Source organism: Candidatus Thiodiazotropha sp. CDECU1, assembly GCF_963455295.1.
In the GTDB taxonomy this organism is placed as follows: Bacteria; Pseudomonadota; Gammaproteobacteria; order Chromatiales; family Chromatiaceae; genus Thiodiazotropha.
Map to the genome: position 1 here is coordinate 1,772,118 of NZ_OY734020.1, position 18,797 is coordinate 1,790,914.

14 protein-coding genes are annotated in these 18,797 nt (G+C 55.0%); 1 reads left to right on the plus strand and 13 read right to left on the minus strand.

The window, feature by feature from the left end; all coding sequences use genetic code 11:
* Positions 1 to 183: 183 nt before the first annotated feature.
* From R2K28_RS08095 to R2K28_RS08155, 13 genes are all read right to left on the minus strand, one after another.
* The gene (locus R2K28_RS08095; RefSeq protein WP_316369025.1) at positions 184 to 1,140 is read right to left on the minus strand and encodes a tetratricopeptide repeat protein; all 957 of its coding nucleotides are present in this window, start codon (positions 1,138 to 1,140) and stop codon (positions 184 to 186) included.
* Positions 1,137 to 2,582: an adenylate/guanylate cyclase domain-containing protein gene (locus R2K28_RS08100; protein WP_316369026.1), complete on the minus strand. Its 1,446-nt coding sequence runs from the start codon at positions 2,580 to 2,582 to the stop codon at positions 1,137 to 1,139. The genes R2K28_RS08095 and R2K28_RS08100 overlap by 4 nt, the downstream gene beginning before the upstream one ends.
* Before the next feature lie 318 nt (positions 2,583 to 2,900).
* Positions 2,901 to 3,725 (minus strand): posphoenolpyruvate synthetase regulatory kinase/phosphorylase PpsR, encoded by an 825-nt coding sequence (gene ppsR, locus R2K28_RS08105; protein ID WP_316369027.1) that lies wholly within the window; start codon positions 3,723 to 3,725, stop codon positions 2,901 to 2,903.
* A 115-nt stretch (positions 3,726 to 3,840) separates the two neighbouring features.
* Positions 3,841 to 6,207 (minus strand): phosphoenolpyruvate synthase, encoded by a 2,367-nt coding sequence (gene ppsA / locus R2K28_RS08110; RefSeq protein WP_442871436.1) that lies wholly within the window; start codon positions 6,205 to 6,207, stop codon positions 3,841 to 3,843.
* A gap of 34 nt (positions 6,208 to 6,241) precedes the next feature.
* On the minus strand, positions 6,242 to 6,451 hold the full coding sequence (locus tag R2K28_RS08115) for a chemotaxis protein (protein WP_116446359.1): 210 nt from the start codon (positions 6,449 to 6,451) through the stop codon (positions 6,242 to 6,244).
* Positions 6,452 to 6,453: 2 nt separating this feature from the next.
* The gene (locus tag R2K28_RS08120) at positions 6,454 to 7,035 is read right to left on the minus strand and encodes an electron transport complex protein RnfA (protein WP_316369028.1); all 582 of its coding nucleotides are present in this window, start codon (positions 7,033 to 7,035) and stop codon (positions 6,454 to 6,456) included.
* A gap of 51 nt (positions 7,036 to 7,086) precedes the next feature.
* Positions 7,087 to 7,731 carry an electron transport complex subunit RsxE gene (gene rsxE, locus R2K28_RS08125; protein WP_116446357.1) on the minus strand — a complete coding sequence of 215 codons (645 nt, stop codon included), beginning with the start codon at positions 7,729 to 7,731 and terminating at the stop codon, positions 7,087 to 7,089.
* Positions 7,732 to 7,750: 19 nt separating this feature from the next.
* Positions 7,751 to 8,470, minus strand: a complete 720-nt coding sequence (locus R2K28_RS08130) for an FMN-binding protein (protein WP_316369029.1) — start codon at positions 8,468 to 8,470, stop codon at positions 7,751 to 7,753.
* Positions 8,467 to 9,513 (minus strand): RnfABCDGE type electron transport complex subunit D, encoded by a 1,047-nt coding sequence (locus R2K28_RS08135; RefSeq protein WP_316369030.1) that lies wholly within the window; start codon positions 9,511 to 9,513, stop codon positions 8,467 to 8,469. Before R2K28_RS08135 ends, R2K28_RS08130 begins: the two co-directional genes overlap by 4 nt.
* Positions 9,510 to 10,850: an electron transport complex subunit RsxC gene (gene rsxC, locus R2K28_RS08140; RefSeq protein WP_316369031.1), complete on the minus strand. Its 1,341-nt coding sequence runs from the start codon at positions 10,848 to 10,850 to the stop codon at positions 9,510 to 9,512. Before rsxC ends, R2K28_RS08135 begins: the two co-directional genes overlap by 4 nt.
* Before the next feature lie 93 nt (positions 10,851 to 10,943).
* A complete protein-coding gene (locus R2K28_RS08145; RefSeq protein ID WP_316369033.1) occupies positions 10,944 to 15,881 on the minus strand; it encodes a 2-oxoacid:acceptor oxidoreductase family protein in 4,938 nt (1,645 codons plus the stop codon).
* A 56-nt stretch (positions 15,882 to 15,937) separates the two neighbouring features.
* Positions 15,938 to 16,819 (minus strand): RnfABCDGE type electron transport complex subunit B, encoded by an 882-nt coding sequence (locus tag R2K28_RS08150; RefSeq protein WP_316369035.1) that lies wholly within the window; start codon positions 16,817 to 16,819, stop codon positions 15,938 to 15,940.
* Positions 16,820 to 17,287: 468 nt separating this feature from the next.
* The gene (locus R2K28_RS08155; RefSeq protein WP_316369037.1) at positions 17,288 to 17,956 is read right to left on the minus strand and encodes a transglycosylase SLT domain-containing protein; all 669 of its coding nucleotides are present in this window, start codon (positions 17,954 to 17,956) and stop codon (positions 17,288 to 17,290) included.
* 160 nt (positions 17,957 to 18,116) lie between these two features.
* Between R2K28_RS08155 and R2K28_RS08160 the strand changes: the two genes are divergently transcribed.
* Positions 18,117 to 18,758: an adenylate kinase gene (locus R2K28_RS08160; protein WP_116446715.1), complete on the plus strand. Its 642-nt coding sequence runs from the start codon at positions 18,117 to 18,119 to the stop codon at positions 18,756 to 18,758.
* The last annotated feature ends 39 nt before the right edge of the window (positions 18,759 to 18,797 follow it).

Here is an 18,797-nt window from a genome sequence, read left to right on the forward strand (position 1 = left end):
ATTCTTGGTAGACGGAGATCGCCGGCCGCGATTATAGCGGATCGTAAATCTGGAACCACCACTTTTCGTGAGATTCTTGAACTCCCACAGGGAGACCTCAGCCCAATGGCCGTAGACATGGGGCCTGTTGCAGGTCAATGAAGTTGTTGGTGAGGGAGGTTTAAATGAATGAAAAACAGAGAGTTATGGATTCTTCGTGCCATCCTCGTTGGTTTTTCGCAGGTTTTCCAGATTGTCCAGTACCCGCTGGGCACGCTGGATCTTCTCCCGAGCCCGTAGATCGAGGGGGTCGAGGGTCAGGGCTGCCCGCCAGGTAGCCTTGGCACTCTCGATTTCACCATCCCGATAGAGCCGGTCACCGGCCAGCAGTAGGTTCTCAATATATTTTTTCAGTGTTCGCTTGACGTCGGCGAGTAGTTTTTTTGCCGTTTCGTTCTTGGGTGACTCTTTCAATACGAGATTGAGTGCGAGTCTGGCTTCCTTGAGCTGGCCGCTCTCAACCAGTCGTTTGGCCTCCGCAAGGTTTTTGTCGATGCGTTTTTTCCACTTCTGCTCTCGCGTGGCCAACTCCTCCTTTGCGACTGCTTTTTTATACTGGATCTGCTCTTTCAGAAGGTGTTCCATCAGGTTTTGGTCGGCCTTATCCTGTTTCAATGAAAGGGCGAGGGTCAGGCAGTCCTTGGACAAGGCATTGTTTCGCTTAAAATGGCGCCATGCGCACTCAGATAGCGCCTTTTGCATACTCAGCAGGGTTTCCTGGGTCTCCTGCAGGAGCTCGTAGTAGTGGGGTTTATCGGGACTGGCTTGGGTCAGCTTGGTAAGAATCGGCAACTGATTCTTCAATGCTGAGGTATTGCTGATCAGCAGTTGATCGTTCAGCTCCTCTTCCAGGGTCTTTTGTTGGTTTCTGAAGCTCTCGAGCTCCTTTGAATAGGCGGTGCTGAGATTTCTGTTGGCACTGGCACGGTCAAGGAGTGTGATTGCCTCGCCATAGCGTCCCTTGGCCGCTAATTGCCGGCTCTTGTCGAGGGCGTTGTCTTCAACTGGGGCAGGCGTGGTTTTCTTGCTTTCTATCAACTGACAGCCTGAGATCATCGTGAGTGATAGATAGGCTATAAATAGTTTTAAAAGCAGTTTCATCTAACCTGTTTGTTCAATATATAGGCCATGGTACGCAACAACCATTGACCAAATTCCCGTGACGGTGTTCCCGCAATATAGGGTGTAACGAGATTTTTCTTACCCCGAATCTTCAGCGTGGGTTGTTTGTGCAGCTCAACCATTTCAGCCACCCCGGGAAACTCAGCCGTTGTCTGGCTCATCATGATGCCGTCAGCCGGAGAAGCGCCACATAGGCGGGAGGCGAGATTAACAGTATCGCCTACAACAGTATATTCCAGCCGGTCGGGAATTCCGATATTACCCGCCAGCATTGTACCGCTATTTATGCCGATCCGTAGCATGATCGGTTCTTTCCTTGATTGGCGGCGTTTTTTGTTGATATGACGCACCATGGCCTGAATCAGCCAGGCGCAGCGAATCGCCTGCTGTCCATGTTCCTTATCCGCCTCGGGAACCCCAAACAGGATCATGGCACTGTCGCCGATGAATTTATCCACAACGCCTCGACAGCGGTGTGCCGAGTTGGCAATTGCACCCAGATAGAGATTCAGCAGGGAAGCCACTTCATCGGCGGGAAGATCCTCTGAGAGCCGGGTGAAACCAACAATATCGCAAAATAGGATACTCCCCTCCATCTCCTGATTGGCGAGGCGTGGTTGGGACAGGTTTGAGAGGATTTTCTCCGCCACCACAGGAGAGACATAGCGGGAGAGGGCATCTTCAACCTGGCGTTTTTCCAGTAGTCCTGCGGTCATGCGGTCAAAATGGGCATACACCTGGCCGATCTCGTCATGGCGGTCTGTCTCCGTAGGACTGACCAGCAGGCCCGCTTCAGGCTTTTGCCCTGCCTGGGCTAGGAGGGTGATCGGTCTGCTCAGGCGCTTGCTCAAGACATAGGAGAGTATGCCGGCGATCAGAATCAGGCCAAATGTGGCGTAACCGATGATACCGATGGTGCGCTGCTGATTGCGGTCGAGAAATTGCCGGTCCAGGGTGATCATGGCGTGGCCGGCGATGACATCGCGGAATTTTATGGTGCTGAAGAATGTGATTGCCGGGTGCCTGATATTATCTTCGTCGCGCCAAGACCAGATCATCGGTAACAGCTCTTCAGAACCGGGCAACTGATGGGGTACGCTGCCGGATGTGATCCAGGGCTTTTCGCTAGGCACGATCGCAGCGCCGACCACCTTCTCATTTTGGGTTTGACGGCTTACCAGTCCCTGTAGATTGAACTGGTCATCTGCGAGCATGGGTTCACTGGCGGAGTGAGCCAGTTGTTCCACCAGGACTTCACCAAACCCTTTCACCTCACGCATGTGGAAGCTGGTTTGCTGGGTGATGAGAAACCAACCGAGAACACCCATAACCAGCGTTATCAATGTGCCGATGTAGATCGTCCACTTGATGGCGATGGGAACGGGTGCCTTGCGAAACAGTCGTACAAGCCAGTTTATCACGGATATAATCTTATAAATCAGTTAGATATTAAAGTAATTTAGTAACTTGCTTTAAATAGTGTTTTAGTACCGTTCGGAACAGATTGAGTGACTGCTCCCGCAGCCTCAGCTTACACGGACCCGTTCCTATCATTCTAGGGCCTTAGCAGTCTTTATCGTATCTCTACTACAACCCTTGGCCCATGTTCAATGGGGTTGGGGCAGATAGGTGCATAGTATATTTAGATAGTTGAATGCTTTCATGAAAAATAACAACATAAAACACCATCCAATGGGTCTGTTGACTATCAATTGAAACGGTAATGAAAATACCGAGACTCAATCATTGGTAATCTTGGCGGCCCGGTTGATATGTTGTAATAGCCTGGCAGATATCTCCTCGATGGACATAGATGTGGTATCCAGATAGGGGATCCTGTAGTGCTTGTAGAGATCTTCAGACAGCTTGATCTCCATTCTACACTGTTCGATGGATGAGTAGCGGCGATCGGGTCGCCGTTCCTGCCGAATCCGTTGCAGTTGGTGTGGGTCGATGGTCAGTCCATAGAGCTTGTTCTTGTAGGTGCTCAAGACCTTTGGCAGCAGATCATTCTCAAGATCATCTTCTGTGATGGGGTAGTTAGCCGCCAGGACACTATGTTGCAGACCGAGAAAGAGGCAGGTGGGGGTCTTGCCGACACGCGATACCCCAATCAGGATCAGATCGGCAGTGGTGTAGTTCTTGGTGATGGCCCCATCATCGTTGTTCAAGGCGAAATTGACTGCGTGGATACGCTGATCGTAGGCCCGGTTATTGTCTGTTGTATGAAAGCGGCCCAGGGCATGGGATGAGGGGAGTTGCAGCTCTTGTTCAAGACGCGCGGTGAATGTTTCAAAAAAATCCATTACCGGGACATCCAGCTGTTTGAAATAGTCACGGATTTGAGGGTCCACCAGGGTGGTGAAGACAATCGGCTTCTGATTGGACTCGATGGTTGTCTGATTGATCCGCTCTGCAACCCGCCTGGCCTTGTCCAGGGTGTCAATAAAAGGCCAGTGAACTGTCTCGTAAGTGAAGCCCTCAAATTGACTCAGTAACGAACGTCCCATGGCCTCTACCGTGATACCGGTATGATCGGCGAGAAAGAAGATGGTACGTTTCATAGGATTGGCTGCAGGGTTGTTAGGCTAAAGTCGATTCGATTCAAGCAGGCGCGGCAGGGCCGCACCCAAGGGTGCCAGGCAGCCCTTGGTGCCTCCCTGCACCCAGGTTGCTTGATCAGCTTTCCAGACCGGCCAGGAGACGCCAGGTGTCGATAACCGTATCCGGATTCAGGGACATGCTTTGGATACCCTGTTCCACCAGCCATTCCGCCAGGTCAGGGTAGTCAGATGGGCCCTGACCGCATATGCCCACATATTTCCCTGCCTCGTTACAGGCCTGGATCGCCATGCCGAGCATCCGTTTAACCGCCGGATCCCTTTCATCAAAGCTGTTGGCCACCAGGCCTGAATCACGGTCCAATCCGAGGGTCAACTGGGTCATGTCGTTGGAACCGATGGAGAAACCGTCGAAATATTCAAGGAAATCCTTGGCCAGGACGGCATTCGAGGGCAACTCGCACATCATAATGACCTTCAGCCCGTTTTCGCCCCGTTTTAGGCCGTTCTCTTCCAGTAGTTGGATAACAGCTGCTGCCTCGTCCAGGGTACGCACAAAGGGGATCATGATCTCCACATTGTCAAACCCCATCTCTTCCCGTACCCGTTTCAGGGCCCGGCACTCCAGCTCGAAGCAGGGTCGGAAACTCTGTGAAATGTAGCGGGATGCCCCGCGAAAGCCGATCATCGGGTTCTCTTCTTCGGGTTCATAGAGCTTGCCGCCGATCAGGTTTGCATATTCGTTCGATTTAAAATCGGACATGCGCACGATCACCGGTTTTCCATTGAAGGCGGCAGCGAGGGTGGAGATACCCTCAACCAGTTTATCCACGTAGAACTCCACCGGAGCGGAATAGCCGTCGATCTGTTTCTGCACACTGGATTTGATATCGCTGGGTAGATTGTCAAACTCCATCAGGGCCCGGGGATGTACTCCAATAGTGGTGTTGATGATGAATTCCAGGCGGGCCAGGCCTATGCCCGAATTGGGGATACGGCTGAAGGCGAAGGCACGACTCGGATTGGCCACATTCATCATGATCTTGGCGGGGGGTTCCGGTAGCGAGGTAACGTCGCCACGACTGATGGAGAATTTCAACAGACCCTGGTAGATAAAACCGTCATCGCCCTCGGCGCAGGATACGGTAACCTCCTGTCCCTCTTGCAGGGTTTCGGTGGCGTCGTTACAGCCCACCACGGCGGGGATACCCAGTTCGCGGGCAATGATCGCCGCATGACAGGTTCGCCCACCCCGGTTGGTGACGATGGCGGAGGCCCGTTTCATCACCGGCTCCCAATCCGGATCGGTCATATCGGTGATCAGCACATCACCGGGTTCGACCTTCGCCATTTCGCTGGCATTGTGGATGACCTTCGCCACACCTGAGCCGATGCGCTGACCGATGGCGCGGCCCTGGGCCAATACCTGACCTTTCTCCTCCAGCTTGAATCGCTCCACCGTGGAGGCATCGACCCGGCTCTCCACCGTCTCCGGCCGGGCCTGGAGGATATACAGCTGACCATCACTGCCATCCAGGCCCCATTCGATATCCATCGGGCGCTGATAGTGCTTTTCGATGGTAATCGCCATCTGCGCCAGGCTCTCCACCTGTTCATTTGTGAGAGAAAACTGTCGCCGCTGCTGCTCGGGTACAGCCACGGTCACGACACGCTCTTCATCCGCCTGACCATAGACCATCTTGATTGCCTTGCCGCCCAGATTGCGACGCAGGATAGCCGGGCGTCCTGCTTCCACGTTGCCCTTATGGACGTAGAATTCATCCGGGTTCACCGAACCCTGTACCACCGTCTCGCCCAAGCCATAGGAGCTGGTGATAAAGACGGCATCCTTGAAGCCGGACTCCGTATCCAGGGTGAACATCACCCCGGAGGAGCCGATGTCGGAACGCACCATACGCTGGATGCCGGCGGAGAGGGCCACATCTTCATGGGCGAATCCCTGATGTACCCGATAGGAGATCGCACGGTCGTTGTAGAGGGAGGCGAATACCTCCTTGATGGCGACCATTACCTCATCCAGGCCCTGCACATTGAGGAAGGTCTCCTGTTGGCCGGCGAATGAGGCATCTGGCAGGTCTTCGGCGGTTGCCGAGGAGCGGACCGCGACTGAAGGGGGAGTATCCGTATCACCGGTAAGCTGTTTGTAGGCCTCGGTTACCGCAACTTGCAGGGATTCAGGGAAAGGCGCATCCACCACCCATTGGCGTATCGTCTTGCCGGCCTCGGCCAGGGCGGTGACATCCTCCACGTCCAGGGCTTTCAGCAACGGATCAATCCGCTCCGCGAGGCCATTGTGGCGCAGGAATTCACGATATGCATGAGCCGTAGTGGCGAAGCCACCGGGGACACTGACGCCCGCATCGGCAAGGCCGCTGATCATCTCTCCCAAGGAAGCGTTCTTTCCGCCCACCTGATCCACATTCTGCATCTTCAGATGTTGGAACCAGATGATTTGCTCATTCACCGCTTGGCCTCTGCTGTTGGATTGATTGGACTGCTCATTCATTGTTGTAACCTCTGGGGTTGTCTCCTTGACGTTGGCAGCTGCTGCCGCTACATAAACAGCTCTTTCCGCAACCCGTACCCTCTTCCCTGGGAGGGCCGAATTCTGGATGCAGCTTGGCGAAGCGCCGCGCGATCGATTGCACTATCAACCAACCGAGCAGCAGAATAGGAATTATTGTCATGGCAATGAGATAGTCTATCAAGATTAGCCCCCGAGACCTGCAAAACCCATGAACGAAAGTGATAGCAACCCACCGAGCACCAGGCTGACTGCGGCTCCCTGGGTGATGCTGGGCATGGTGGAAAGCTCCAGTTTTTCCCGCAGACCCGCCATCAGCAGAATTGCCAGGACAAAACCGGTGCCGGCACCCAGGGCGTAGACCAGGGATTGCAGGAAGTCATACTCCTTGAAGGTTTGAAATAGTGCCAGACCCAGGATCGCGCAATTGGTCGTGATCAGTGGCAGAAATATACCCAGGGAGCGGAACAGACCGGGTGAGAATTTCTTCAAGGTCATCTCCACCAGCTGTACCGCGCTGGCGATCACAGCGATATATGCAATCAGACGTAGAAATTCGATCTCAAATGTCACCAGGACAATATTGATCATATAGGCGCAGACAGAACTGACCAGCATCACGAACATGGTAGCCAGTCCCATGGGCAGGGCGGTGTTGAGTTTCCCGGAAACACCAAGAAACGGGCATAGCCCGAGAAACAGCGCCAATACGAAGTTGTTTGCCAGTACCGCGTTGAGAAAGATAAAGCTGAGTGATTCAGTGCCCATTGCTTGGCGCCCTCCGGGCTGGGGAATTATGAATTAACAATTCAAAATTAATCATCGTGTTTCCGTTGCCGTTTCCAGCTCCGCACGCTCTTTGCGCTGCTTCAGCCACTCGAACAGCAGCAGCCATGCCCCGAGTACGAGAAAACCACCGGCCGGCAGCACCATCACCACCCAGGGTTCGAAACGGGGCCCGAACAGATCGACACCGAACAGGCTGCCGGCACCCAGGATCTCCCGTACCACGCCGAGGCAGAGCAGGGCGAAGGTGAAGCCGATACCCATTCCCAGACCATTGACGATGGCCTTTAGCGGCCGGTTTCTCGAGGCGTAGGCCTCGGCACGGCCGAGGATCATGCAATTCACCACAATCAGCTGAATAAAGGCGCCCAGGGCATTATAGAGGTCGAGGGAGATGGCCTGGATGGTGTAGTCGACGATGGTGACGAAGGTGGCGATGATGACGATATAGGTGGCGATTCTGACCTGTTTCGGGATGCTCTTGCGCAGCAGCGATATCAGGGTACCGGAGGCCAGCAGCACGAAGGTGGTGGCGAGGCCCATTGCCAAGGCATTAATCGCCGAGTTGGTGACAGCCAGTACGGGACACATGCCAAGCAACATGACAAACACCGGGTTGTCCCGCCACAGTCCTTCAGTGAATGTCTCCCAGGTGATAGTGGGGTTGTCTTTAGCCATTGCTCAATTCGCTTCCGGTTTATTCATCGGTGACCTCAGGCTGCTGCAGAGGCTCGCCGGCCGCTGTCAGCTTGTCCAGGTGTGGCACAAGACCAGGCAGCAGCTGCTTTGCCGACTGATTGATCGCCTTGCCTACCGCCTTGGATGAGATGGTGGCGCCGGAGATGGCGTCGATCTCCCAGGGATTCTGTTTACTGCCCGGCTTCACCGTGACGATCTCATTGGCCAAACTCCGGCCGTCGCTGCTGAGCCTGACATCCAGTGCATCGAAGTTGGCGACAAAATTGGCGTCGGTGATGATCTTATCCCCCAAACCGGGTGTTTCAGCCAGTTTCAGCACTTTGATGCCGCGGATACATTCACAGGCAGGGTCGTAGCCATACAGGAGATGGATCAGGTCCGCATAGCCCTGGGCAGCTGCCTTCGCCGCTACGCCCTTCAACGTGCCTTCCGCGTCATATCCCGCGTAGACCAGAACCCCCTCGGCGGGTTTGTCGACTGTGACAGGCTCTACTTCACCACCATTGACTACAAAATCCTTGCGCGAAACAGCCCCGGGAATGACCTTGAAAACCGCCGCTTCTATGGCTCGGCGTTGATTTTCCGCGATAATCGGTTTGGTCAGCTGATAGGTGAGCACCACCAGAAACCCGGACAGCATTGCGATGCCCATCAACGTCCGGATCATGGGTCCGGCGGGGGTTGATGGCTGCATGACTTCTGCTTCAGGGGTACTCATTTGCTCGCCTTCTGCTCGCCGAACACGCGAGGCTGGGTGATTTGATCGATCAGTGGAGTGGCCGCGTTGCCAAGGAGAATGGCATACATCACACCCTCGGTGAGGCCGCCGAATAGACGGATGATCACTGTAATCACGCCGATCATCAAGGCATAGATAATGACCCCGAGCGGGGTGACCGGAGAGCCGACCATATCACTCGCCATGAACCATGCACCCAGCATCAATCCGCCTGAACAGAGCACGAACAAGGGGTCCGGATAGCGTGCCGGATCGATGAGATAGAAGATCCCGGCGGTAACCGCGGCGCCCAGCATCACCAGTACCGGGATACGCCAGTCGAGCATCTTTCGTGCTGCCAGGTAGAGCCCGCAGAGCAGAATCAAGAGTGCCGAAGTCTCTCCTGCCGATCCGGCCGTGGTACCCAGCAGCATATCCATGATGTCAGTCTGCACCGCTTCGAATTTCTGCAGTGCCAGCGGCGTGGCGCCGCTGAAGGCATCCACCTTGACCTCGGCCACCCAATCGCCGAGTGCCGGGGGCTGCAGGAAAGGAGGTGTCAGTGTGGTTGGAATGAATTGGCTGAAGCGTCCTTCGAAGAAGGCGGGGGTCCAGGTGGTGATCGCCACTGGAAACGCCGCCTGGACAAAGGCGCGACCGATCAGTGCCGGGTTCATGGCATTCATACCAAGGCCGCCGAACAGGGCCTTTCCCAGGGCAATGGCGATGATGCCCGCCACAACACCCATCCAGAGGGGGAAACCCGGGGGCAGGGTCAATGCCAGCAGCAGGCCGGTGATGGTTGCGGACCAGTCACCCAGGCTGTTGGGCTGGTCATTCAGACGGTTGAACAGGCGCTCGCTCAACAGACAGGTGATGGTCACCACGACGATCAGGGCCAAGGCACTGAGTCCAAATTGCCAGACGGTGAAAACACAGATCGGGAGCAGGGCATAGACCACGTTACGCATGATCCGAACCACGTCACCCCCCGCATGGGCGTGGGGTGAGGTGCGCAGCTCAATGGTGGGTTTCTTACTCATGCGGCCTGTTCTCTGTTGATCGCCTTTGCGATGCGGAAATATTGTACAAGCGGAATGTTAGAGGGACAGACATAGGAACAGCAACCGCATTCGAAACAGTCACTGAGATGATAGTCCAGGGCCATCTCTTCATATTTACGTTTTGCCGCCATCTGACCAAGCATAGAGGGATTGAGATGCATGGGACAGGCACTGACGCAGCGCGCACAGCGGATACAGGGCCAGATTCTTTGACTCTCATCCTCAATCGAAGGCTCGTTCAACACCAACAGACCGGAGGTGCCCTTGGTGATGGGAGTATCCATGGCGGAGACGGCCGGGCCCATCATCGGCCCGCCAAGAATGAATTCGGTGCGTGATCCCTCGTAACCCGTCTGTTCCAGGATATGGCGTATCGGTGTCCCCAGGGGCACCATATAGTTACCCGGTTTGACAATGCCGGGCCCGGCGACGGTGATCACCCGTTCTATCAATCCTTGCCCCAATGGCAGCAACACGCCGAGAAATGCCAGGGTGCCTACGTTGTTGACCACGACTCCCACATCGGCCGGTAATCCGCCAGTGGGTACCTCCCGGTCAAGCAGGGACTTGATCAGCATCTTCTCCGATCCTTGCGGGTACTTGGTCTCAACCACCTCGACCCGGATAGGGCTGCCCTTGGAGAGATTGGCACGCAACACCTCGGCGGCATCCATTTTGTTGTCTTCGATGCCGATGATGGCCTGACTGGTTCCCGATGCCTGCATCGCATAGCGTATACCACGAATCAGTGCTTTCGGGTATTCCAGCATGATGCGATGGTCACAGGTTAAATAGGGCTCGCATTCACAGCCATTGATGATCAGGGTATCGACCTGCTTGTCCTTTGGAATCGTCAGCTTCATATGCGATGGGAAGGCTGCGCCGCCGAGTCCCACCATGCCGCTGTCCTGGATTGCCTGGATGATCTCCCCCTGATTGAGCTCGCTCATCTCCCGGGCGTGTCCCCACAATACCTCCTGGGTTGAGCCTTCGTAGACATCCAGCACGATCCCATTGGATTTAGGTCCTTTCGGGGTCGGCATCAGCTCGATATCCCGAATCCGCCCGGTGGCCGGGGCATGCAGGGGTACCGAGAAGTTGCCGTCGGCCTTGGCAATCGGCTCGCCACGCACCACTTCCTGGCCTTTTTTCACCAGCGGGATAGCGGGTTTCCCGATATGTTGATCCAGGGGCAGCACCAGTTGCGAGGGGAAGGCAAGCCGCCGTATAGGCTTGCCCGCCGTATCTTTGTGATAGGGCGGATGGATACCGTGGGTGAAGCTTTTCAGCCCAAACAGCAGGTTGAGAAGTCCCATATCGTGTCAGACTCGGTCAGTAGGCGGATCTGGCGATCCGCCTATTTGTAAAGAAGCATTTTCTGTTTGCCATTATTGCTATCGTCTGCGGGTCTATTGATATTTCGCAGCGCGCTTGAGCAGTTTTTCCAAGTCCTTTTCCGCTTGGTTCCAGGGTGTGCCGGGATGGATGCATTCAGCGGTGCACTTTTCCGCCGCCTTGACGATATCCTTGAACTTCCCCCCCTGGGGATCAACGATCACGGCCTTCTTCTCATCGTTGTAGGCGAAGATGCCCGGATTGATCTCAATGCACTCGTCACAGGCCGTGCATTCCGGGGTCTCGATCCACACCGGTTCATAATCACCCATGGCTTCGCCTGCACCGGAAGCTGCCCCCGCGCCATTCCCGGGGGTGTTGGCAGAAATCGATCCCGCCAATGCCTCGGCATTGCCGGTGGCGGCCATCGAAAGCAGGGTGGAACTGAGACGGTTGGCCATATCCACTTTGGCCTGATTCACCAGGGCGTTCACATCCACCTTGTCGAGTTCACCGGCGATACCCTTGAGTTGGCGCCAGAACTGGCGACGTTCATCACAGGAGCGGGCGATCTCTTCCGCACAGATGATCCTCATCAGGCGATTCTTGCTGTCCACGCCCCAGATATAGGGAAACTGACCCTCACGATCATCTTCGTCCAGCTCGATAAACTCATGCATCGGGAGCATATTGTCATTCCAGGTTTCCGGCGGCGCCATGCGGAACTGCTTACGGAAGCGACCCTCGGTAACGGCAAAGTCGGCAAAGGTCATCGGTACCTCGAGCTTGCACGCTTCGCCCTTTTCATCCTCATAGTCGATGCTGTACATGGGCCAATCGTCATCCATGCCGGGATTGCCTTCCAGGTCGATGCACTCTTCTATGGTGATACCCGCATCCGGATCATATTTCACTAAGGGATAGGCGCGTGATTCAACGGCCATTTTCGATTGCCGAAATGCAATATCGTCACCGATTCCATGTTCCGGCGGACAGACGGCATAGATATTGAACAGTGCAGGACGGCGGCTGTTGAGGCCGTCGATATAGCCTTCGATCAAGTGAGTGGTATTGCTGATGGTGCCCTGCAATACATAGGTGGTGCGGTGGGCGATACCGATCAAAGATACCTCTTTGCGGATCTCCTCCTTGCCCTTCCAGGCCTTGCCGTAAGGACTCATATCGGCAACCTGACCGATGTAGCCGGAGGTACAGGCCTGGCCACCGGTATTGGAGTAGACCTGGGTGTCGAGCACCAGAACCTTGATCGGCATGCCGGAGGCGAGTGCCCGGGAGAGATTCTGGAAGCCGATATCGTACATCGCACCATCGCCGCCCACGGAGACTACCGGTGGACAGAGCTTCCACTCCTCGTCACTGAAGTCACTCCAGCTGAACTGTTGGAAGTAGTCGCCATGTTCGGTCGGGTTGTATTTTCCGGCCAACTCCAACTCGGCCTTGCGGATGGCAGCGAAGCCATCCGCCATCTTGCGCATATGCCCTTCAAACAGGCCCATCGCAACCGACGGGCTGTCCTGGAACAGGTGGCTGGCCCAGGGGAAGGGGTAGGGATTGAAGGGGTAGGTGGAGCCCCACACAGAGGTACATCCAGTCGCATTGACTATGCCCATCTCGGCACGGCCGCGCTTGGTGGTCCCTTCAACATAGCGCCATTTCAATTCCCGCAGCTGATCCAGTAACTGGGTCGCCCACTGCAGCCATTCACGGTCGATCACCGTCTTCTCATGGCCGGTGTCGAGATTGTCGCTCAGGTTGGAAAGGGTAAGGTCTCCCTCACCATTACTGGAGACAGCATCAGCGATGGCACTCGAATCGCTGAGATCAACCCCAGCTGCCAGTTTCAGGCGCACATGCTGTTCCAAGTCCCCGATCAGGCTGTCGATCTTCTCCAGATGTTGCTTGACCCGGGGCTGCATCAAGGCGGTGACGGTACTGGTGAACAGGTGAATAATGGTCTTTTCACCACAACCGAAGCAGGCCCCGTCACCACAGGACATGGAGTTGTAGTTCTCCTTGTCCAACAACAGGGTGTGCAGGGCGCCGATCTTCTCTTCCAGGTCGTCGATGCGGTTGAACGATGTATGGCTGGTGGGAAGATCGAGCCAGATATCCCAGTCGTCGCGCATGCGTTGAATGGCCGCTTCATCCTGGTGGGTGGCGACCAGGGCGTCGTCTTCACAGATCTCGACACACTCCATACACCCTTTACAGGTGTAGGGATTGACGGTGATGGAGAAGAGTCCGCCGCTGTTTTTGTTCTTCTTCTCCATATTGTTCCAATAGGGCTTGGTTATGGAGAAGTCGAACTCACCCAGTGCCTGCAGGAAGAGTCCAAACTCCTCTTCCAGTTTGGGCCTGGACTCCTCTTCAATCTCGGCGGCCCCAATGGACTCGAGTACCGCCTGATCCAGGCACTCTCTGACATTGGCGGCTTCGCCGGCCTCATTCAGGAGTTCACGCAGTCTTTTCTCAACATTGCGGCTCTCCCGCCTGAGGTATTGAGTTGGGTTGCCACTGGTTTCGATACGGTTGATGGCGGTATTGAAGATATCCCCAAGGGTGTTGACCAGGCCCGGAATCGCGCTATCGGGACAGACCACGTAACAGTCACCACAAGCGGTACAGTTCTCAGCCACCCACTTGGGATAGTCGAAACGGATCTGGGTCATATCACGAAACACACCGGTTGAAGCCGGGATCAGCGAGAGTGCCTGATAGGGGTCTGCCAGGTTGTCGCTGCCCTTGCCGGTGGCATAGAAGCTGCCGGTCTGTTCCCAGAAACGGTGTACATCGGAGATGCCGCCGTCCGCCTGGGGAAGCTGTTTCAGCATCACCGGTAGGCCGAGTTCCTGCTTGACCGGCATCTGGGCTGTGGCGCCGACCACCTTATTGGTGATTTCGTGGATTTCATCGAAGCCGCGGCGCACCACGCGTAGGTTGTCTTCCACCACCCGGCGTCCCTTGCTGCCAAATTTATGTTCCAGTTGGTCCTCGATGGCAGTGAACAGCTTCTTTTCGTCCAGACCCGCCATCTCCATCAACGGCGAACCGGCGAAGAAGGCACCCTGGAAGGCATTACCCTGCATGCGCAGTTGCAGCTCGGCATCGGAGGCCTCTTCACGGGCGATCTTGAAACCATCCACGTAGAAGACTTGGATCTCATTGTCGACGATCTGCTGCTGCATCCAGCGAGGGAAGGTCTGCCACACCTCGTCGGCACTTGCCAGGTTGGACTGAATGATCAGGGTGCCGCCCTGTTTCAATCCGGCGAGGGGGTTGGAGTGGGCAAACACATTCGGATCGGGGCTCAACACCACGTCCACATAGTGGTACTCACAATTCAGCGGGATCGGTGTCGGTGCCGCGGAGAGGTAGTAGGTAGTGGGTTGTCCCTTCTTCTCGGAGCCATATTTCGGGTTGGCCTTGATCTCGTAACCAAGCAGGTCGTAGAGGGTCATGACCAGGTTCTTGCCGGTGGTGATGGCGCCCCAGCCACCCACGGAGTGCATACGCACCGTTATCGATCCCTCTGGCATCAGATTGGGATTCTCAGAACCGCGCAGGGCCATCTTGCCGATATCGGGATAGGCCTCCAGCAGGCGCTGAATATGGATCTCCTGTTTGGGATTGTCCGCCTCGCGAATGAAATCTATGCCCAGATAGAAGAATTTGCGCAGACCGCCTTGCGGCAGCATATTTTCAACCGCCGCAATCAATGCCTCGGGCTGCAGGTCCCTCGATCCAAGACCGTAGGCGCCGGAGTAGAGGTGTGGCGCGTCACTGAAGCTGGAGTAGCTGTCATAGCCGGGATAGGGCAGCGTTTGTTTGGCGGCAGCGGCCTGACCGTTCTCGATACACTTGGAGATCGCTGAACGTACTTCACGCATCAGGGGCAGGTCTTCCGCCAGCGGCTGGTCGGTACGCTCCAGGACACAGACTCCCTTTTTGCCCTTCAGCACACTCCCCAACAGATCACCGGGGAAGGGGCGGAACATGGTGATGTCGACAACACCAACCTTCAGTTTGCGGGTTTTCTGCAGATAGTCGGCAACCCCATGGGCCTGCACGATCATCGATCCCATGCCGACGATCACATAATCGGCCTTCTCGATGTTGTAACAGCCGATGCGCTCGTAGCGACGGCCGGTGAGCTGGTAGTACTCCTCCATCACCTGGTCGGTGATCTCAGGGATATGCTGGAAGAAGTAGGGACGCTGTGCAGCGGTGGTCTGCATATAGGCATCCTGGTTCTGTACCGAGCCGGCGAGCATGGGATTGTCCACATCCCAGACCATGGGGACCCGGCGTCGGGTTTCACCGTAAAGGAGTTTTTGCGCTGGTGTAGGACACTCTATTTCATCCTCAGGTAGTCCCAGAAACTCATTGATCAGCTCCCGTTCCGGCACCATCAGCGGTTCGATCAGGTGGGTGGTGAGAAAGCCATCCTGGGCCACTGCGGCAGGGGTCAGGGAGAGTTCGGCAATCTTACGTCCGATCAGGTTGAGATCGGCAGCGCCCTGGGCATTATTGGCAAACACCTGGAAAAAACCGGTGTCGTCGATACAGTGAAAGTCGTCATGACCGCAATGCACATTCAACGAGGCCTTGGTGATGGCGCGACAACCGATATTCAGCACATAGGGTAGACGTTTTCCCACCGCCGCATACAGGGATTCATGCATGAAAGCGATGCCCTGGGCCGAGGAGAAGTTGGTGGCACGCAGGCCGGTCATCGACATACCGGCGGTAACCGCCGCCGCGGCGTGTTCAGATTCGGGTTCAATGAAGACTAATGCGCGGTCAGATATATTGACATGACCTTTGGCAGTCTCTTCCGCCCAATACTCACCCATCTGGGTGGATGGTGTAATCGGGTATGCTCCCGCCGCATCCGAGGCCTCCCGTTCACACATGATCACCGCACCATTGCCATCCATCGCCATGCGGATACCGGGATACTTGAAGGTCTTCTCGTCTTTTTTACCAAACATTGAACACATCTCTAGTCTAGTTAAGGGGTATGAGTTTCAGGGTCAACAGCCTTCTCTCAGAGGGGGAGGGCTTCACTTCGAACGATACGCTTGGCGTAGATACCTTTGACTGCTCCTTTGTCATCGTCGAGCCATACGATGGCTCCCGTTGGGCACCTCTCCGTGGCCACTGGTGAGGCAAGACTGTTGTTACTGTAATCGACCACGGCCAGATTATTTTGAATCGTTATCAGTCCTTCCGGGGAATCCTTCACACAACGCTCACAGGCGGTGCAGGCGACCTCGCACTCATTCTCAGCGGTATCGCCATCATGTTCCAGGTTCTTACAGGCCACCCAGAGTCTGCGATCCACCGGTTGAATGGAAAACAGGCCCTTGGGGCAGATCTCCACACAATCCTCGCAGGCAGTGCACTTTTCCCCATCCACCACCGGCAGGCCATGGCTATCCATGGTGATGGCGTCAAGGTCACAGACATCGGCACAATCGGCCAGACCGATGCAGCCCCAGGTACAGCTCTTGGGACCGCCGGCGACCACCGATGCGGCACGGCAACTCTCCAGCCCGTCGTAGTGGGCGCGCATGCGCGCCACATGGGAGCCGCCGGCGCAGGCGAGGCGAGCCACCCGTTTGACGACATCGCCGCTCTCAACACCTAGATAGTCCGCTATCTCATCGATGGCTTCGGCACTGCTGACCGTACACTGAGCGGGGGCGACCTCACCTGAGATAAGGGCCTCGGCAAATGGACGGCACCCTGCATTGCCGCATGCGCCGCAATTGGTGGCGGGCAGCATACTCTCGATCTCATCGATGCGCGGATCCTCAAAGACCCAGAGTTTTTTATTCGCAAAGGCCAGCATGGCGGAGAGCAACAGACCCAGTACCCCCATGAAGAGGATTGCGGTTGTCACGTTGAGTGCAATGTCTGTATCCATAGCCTTTACTCGAATGTCATAAATAGGTAAGCCAAGAGAAACCTTACATAGTGTAGTGTTGGCTTTAGTATTGGTCCATGGAATGGTTTCAATAGATAGTATTGTGTTTTTTAAACATCATTCTGAATTGATTCTGTCAATATTCACTATTGAAAATTGAGTCGTATTTTATTCGTTGCTCCTTAGTCAACTCTATATCCAACAACTTGAATTTCAACCATGTTGGCCTATCCGGGTATCAGCTTTAGCGGCAGGTCATGCAGGGTTATTTACCCTGCAGAAAAGTTAGGAAAGCATTCCCATCTTAGTTTTTATGCAACCCTATCGAGTACCGAGTGCGGTCTACCTGTGAGTATAGATCCTCCATGATCGCTGATTTAGCTGACTCCCGATATAAATTTTGGCATTTATCCTGGAAATAGGCTTAATAAACAGATGCAGGGACTGGCCTTGTGGTATGGGAGTCGTTCAGAAAGGCCACAGGCTCCAACCCCGTTCAAGTCGCTCTTTGCAGCTGGCGATCTGGGAACGGTAGCGCTTGGCATTGCCTTCCACCTTGCGGGCTACCTTCATCAGCCAGGGCTTTTTTTTGTAACTGGCGCGCTGGTAGCCGCCATGGCCTTCATGGTAGGCAAGGTACTGCCGGTAGGTATCCCACTTTGAGATACCCAGCTTGTGGTGTGAGACACTCCCATACCAGCCGATAAAATCCACCGCATCCTCGTAGTCGTCCCGGTCAGCCCAGCCATTTCCTGTTTCACGCCGATACCACTCCCAGGTGCTGTCCTGAGCCTGGGCATAGCCGTAGGCGGATGATTTGCGAAACCAGGGAATGAACCAAAAAAGCTTCTCTCTTGGGGGTTTGGCATCGTGCTCGAAACGGGATTCCTGATGAATGATGGCCAGCTGCACATGCACCGGTACACCCCACTTATCGAAGGCCTCCTGGGATGCCTCATACCAATCATCCTTCTCATCGAATATCTCACAGGCATCCGCCATATTTCGGGGAGGCGAGCTGGAGCAGCCATAAATCACTGTCAGGCAGAGCAGGGCAGCGGCACGTACCAGGGCGAGCCCGATGGATTTGGATGCATGGGTATCCGTTTTCAGATGGGATCCGATCAGTTTCTGCATGTCCAATAATTAAATCTATGGGTTAATAAATCATCAGGCAGCGACCAGAAGCCCGAAATCAGTATAATAACGCCGGTTTTGACATTATGCCGGGGCGATTGATTCAACCTAAGCACTCGGCACCACAATAAATTAAAAGCAGAAAGAATAGGAGCGATCAATGAAACTGATTCTGTTGGGTGCACCCGGCGCGGGTAAAGGGACTGTGGCGAAACTGCTGACTCAGCTTGACGGTTCGGTGCAAATCTCCACTGGTGATATCTTGCGCGGCGCCGTTCAGGCCGGCAGTGAGCTGGGCAAGCAGGCAGAGGCCTTCATGAAGGCCGGTGATCTAGTGCCTGATGAGCTCATCATGGGGATAATGGAACAACGCCTGCAAGAGCCTGATTGTGCAAAGGGTTTTCTTCTGGATGGATTTCCGCGTACGATTCCGCAGGCTGAGGCACTCAAGGAGTTGCTGAAAAATATCGGTGTCGATCTCGATTTTGCAGTAGAGATTGATGTACCCCGTGAGGTGATCCTGGACCGGCTTACCACTCGTCGTACCTGTGTCGATTGCGGAGCCATCTATAACGTTAAGAGTATGCCCACCAAGGTTGAGGGTGTATGTGACAAATGTGGTGGTAGTGTTGTCCAGCGAGATGATGAGACTGAAGCGGCGATCTCCAACCGACTTGATGTCTATAATGACAAGACAGCGCCACTTGTCGATTTCTACAAAAACGAAAATATGCTGCTGACCGTTAGCGCCACTGCCAGTGACGTGGTGGTCAATGCAATCCAGGAGAGACTTGGCGGCTGATGTTTAAACATCACCTGATTCCAGAGTGAAGGAAGAAAC

What these genes read in the sequence shown, in the direction of transcription:
- R2K28_RS08095 (WP_316369025.1), bottom strand. Translation starts at nt 1,140, where the DNA reads ATGAAACTGCTTTTAAAACTATTTATAGCCTATCTATCACTCACGATG.
- ppsR (WP_316369027.1), bottom strand. Translation starts at nt 3,725, where the DNA reads ATGAAACGTACCATCTTCTTTCTCGCCGATCATACCGGTATCACGGTA.
- R2K28_RS08120 (WP_316369028.1), bottom strand. Translation starts at nt 7,035, where the DNA reads ATGGGCACTGAATCACTCAGCTTTATCTTTCTCAACGCGGTACTGGCA.
- R2K28_RS08130 (WP_316369029.1), bottom strand. Translation starts at nt 8,470, where the DNA reads ATGAGTACCCCTGAAGCAGAAGTCATGCAGCCATCAACCCCCGCCGGA.
- R2K28_RS08160 (WP_116446715.1), top strand. Translation starts at nt 18,117, where the DNA reads ATGAAACTGATTCTGTTGGGTGCACCCGGCGCGGGTAAAGGGACTGTG.
- rsxE (WP_116446357.1), bottom strand. Translation starts at nt 7,731, where the DNA reads ATGGCTAAAGACAACCCCACTATCACCTGGGAGACATTCACTGAAGGA.
- rsxC (WP_316369031.1), bottom strand. Translation starts at nt 10,850, where the DNA reads ATGGGACTTCTCAACCTGCTGTTTGGGCTGAAAAGCTTCACCCACGGT.
- R2K28_RS08135 (WP_316369030.1), bottom strand. Translation starts at nt 9,513, where the DNA reads ATGAGTAAGAAACCCACCATTGAGCTGCGCACCTCACCCCACGCCCAT.
- R2K28_RS08155 (WP_316369037.1), bottom strand. Translation starts at nt 17,956, where the DNA reads ATGCAGAAACTGATCGGATCCCATCTGAAAACGGATACCCATGCATCC.
- R2K28_RS08145 (WP_316369033.1), bottom strand. Translation starts at nt 15,881, where the DNA reads ATGTTTGGTAAAAAAGACGAGAAGACCTTCAAGTATCCCGGTATCCGC.
- R2K28_RS08150 (WP_316369035.1), bottom strand. Translation starts at nt 16,819, where the DNA reads ATGGATACAGACATTGCACTCAACGTGACAACCGCAATCCTCTTCATG.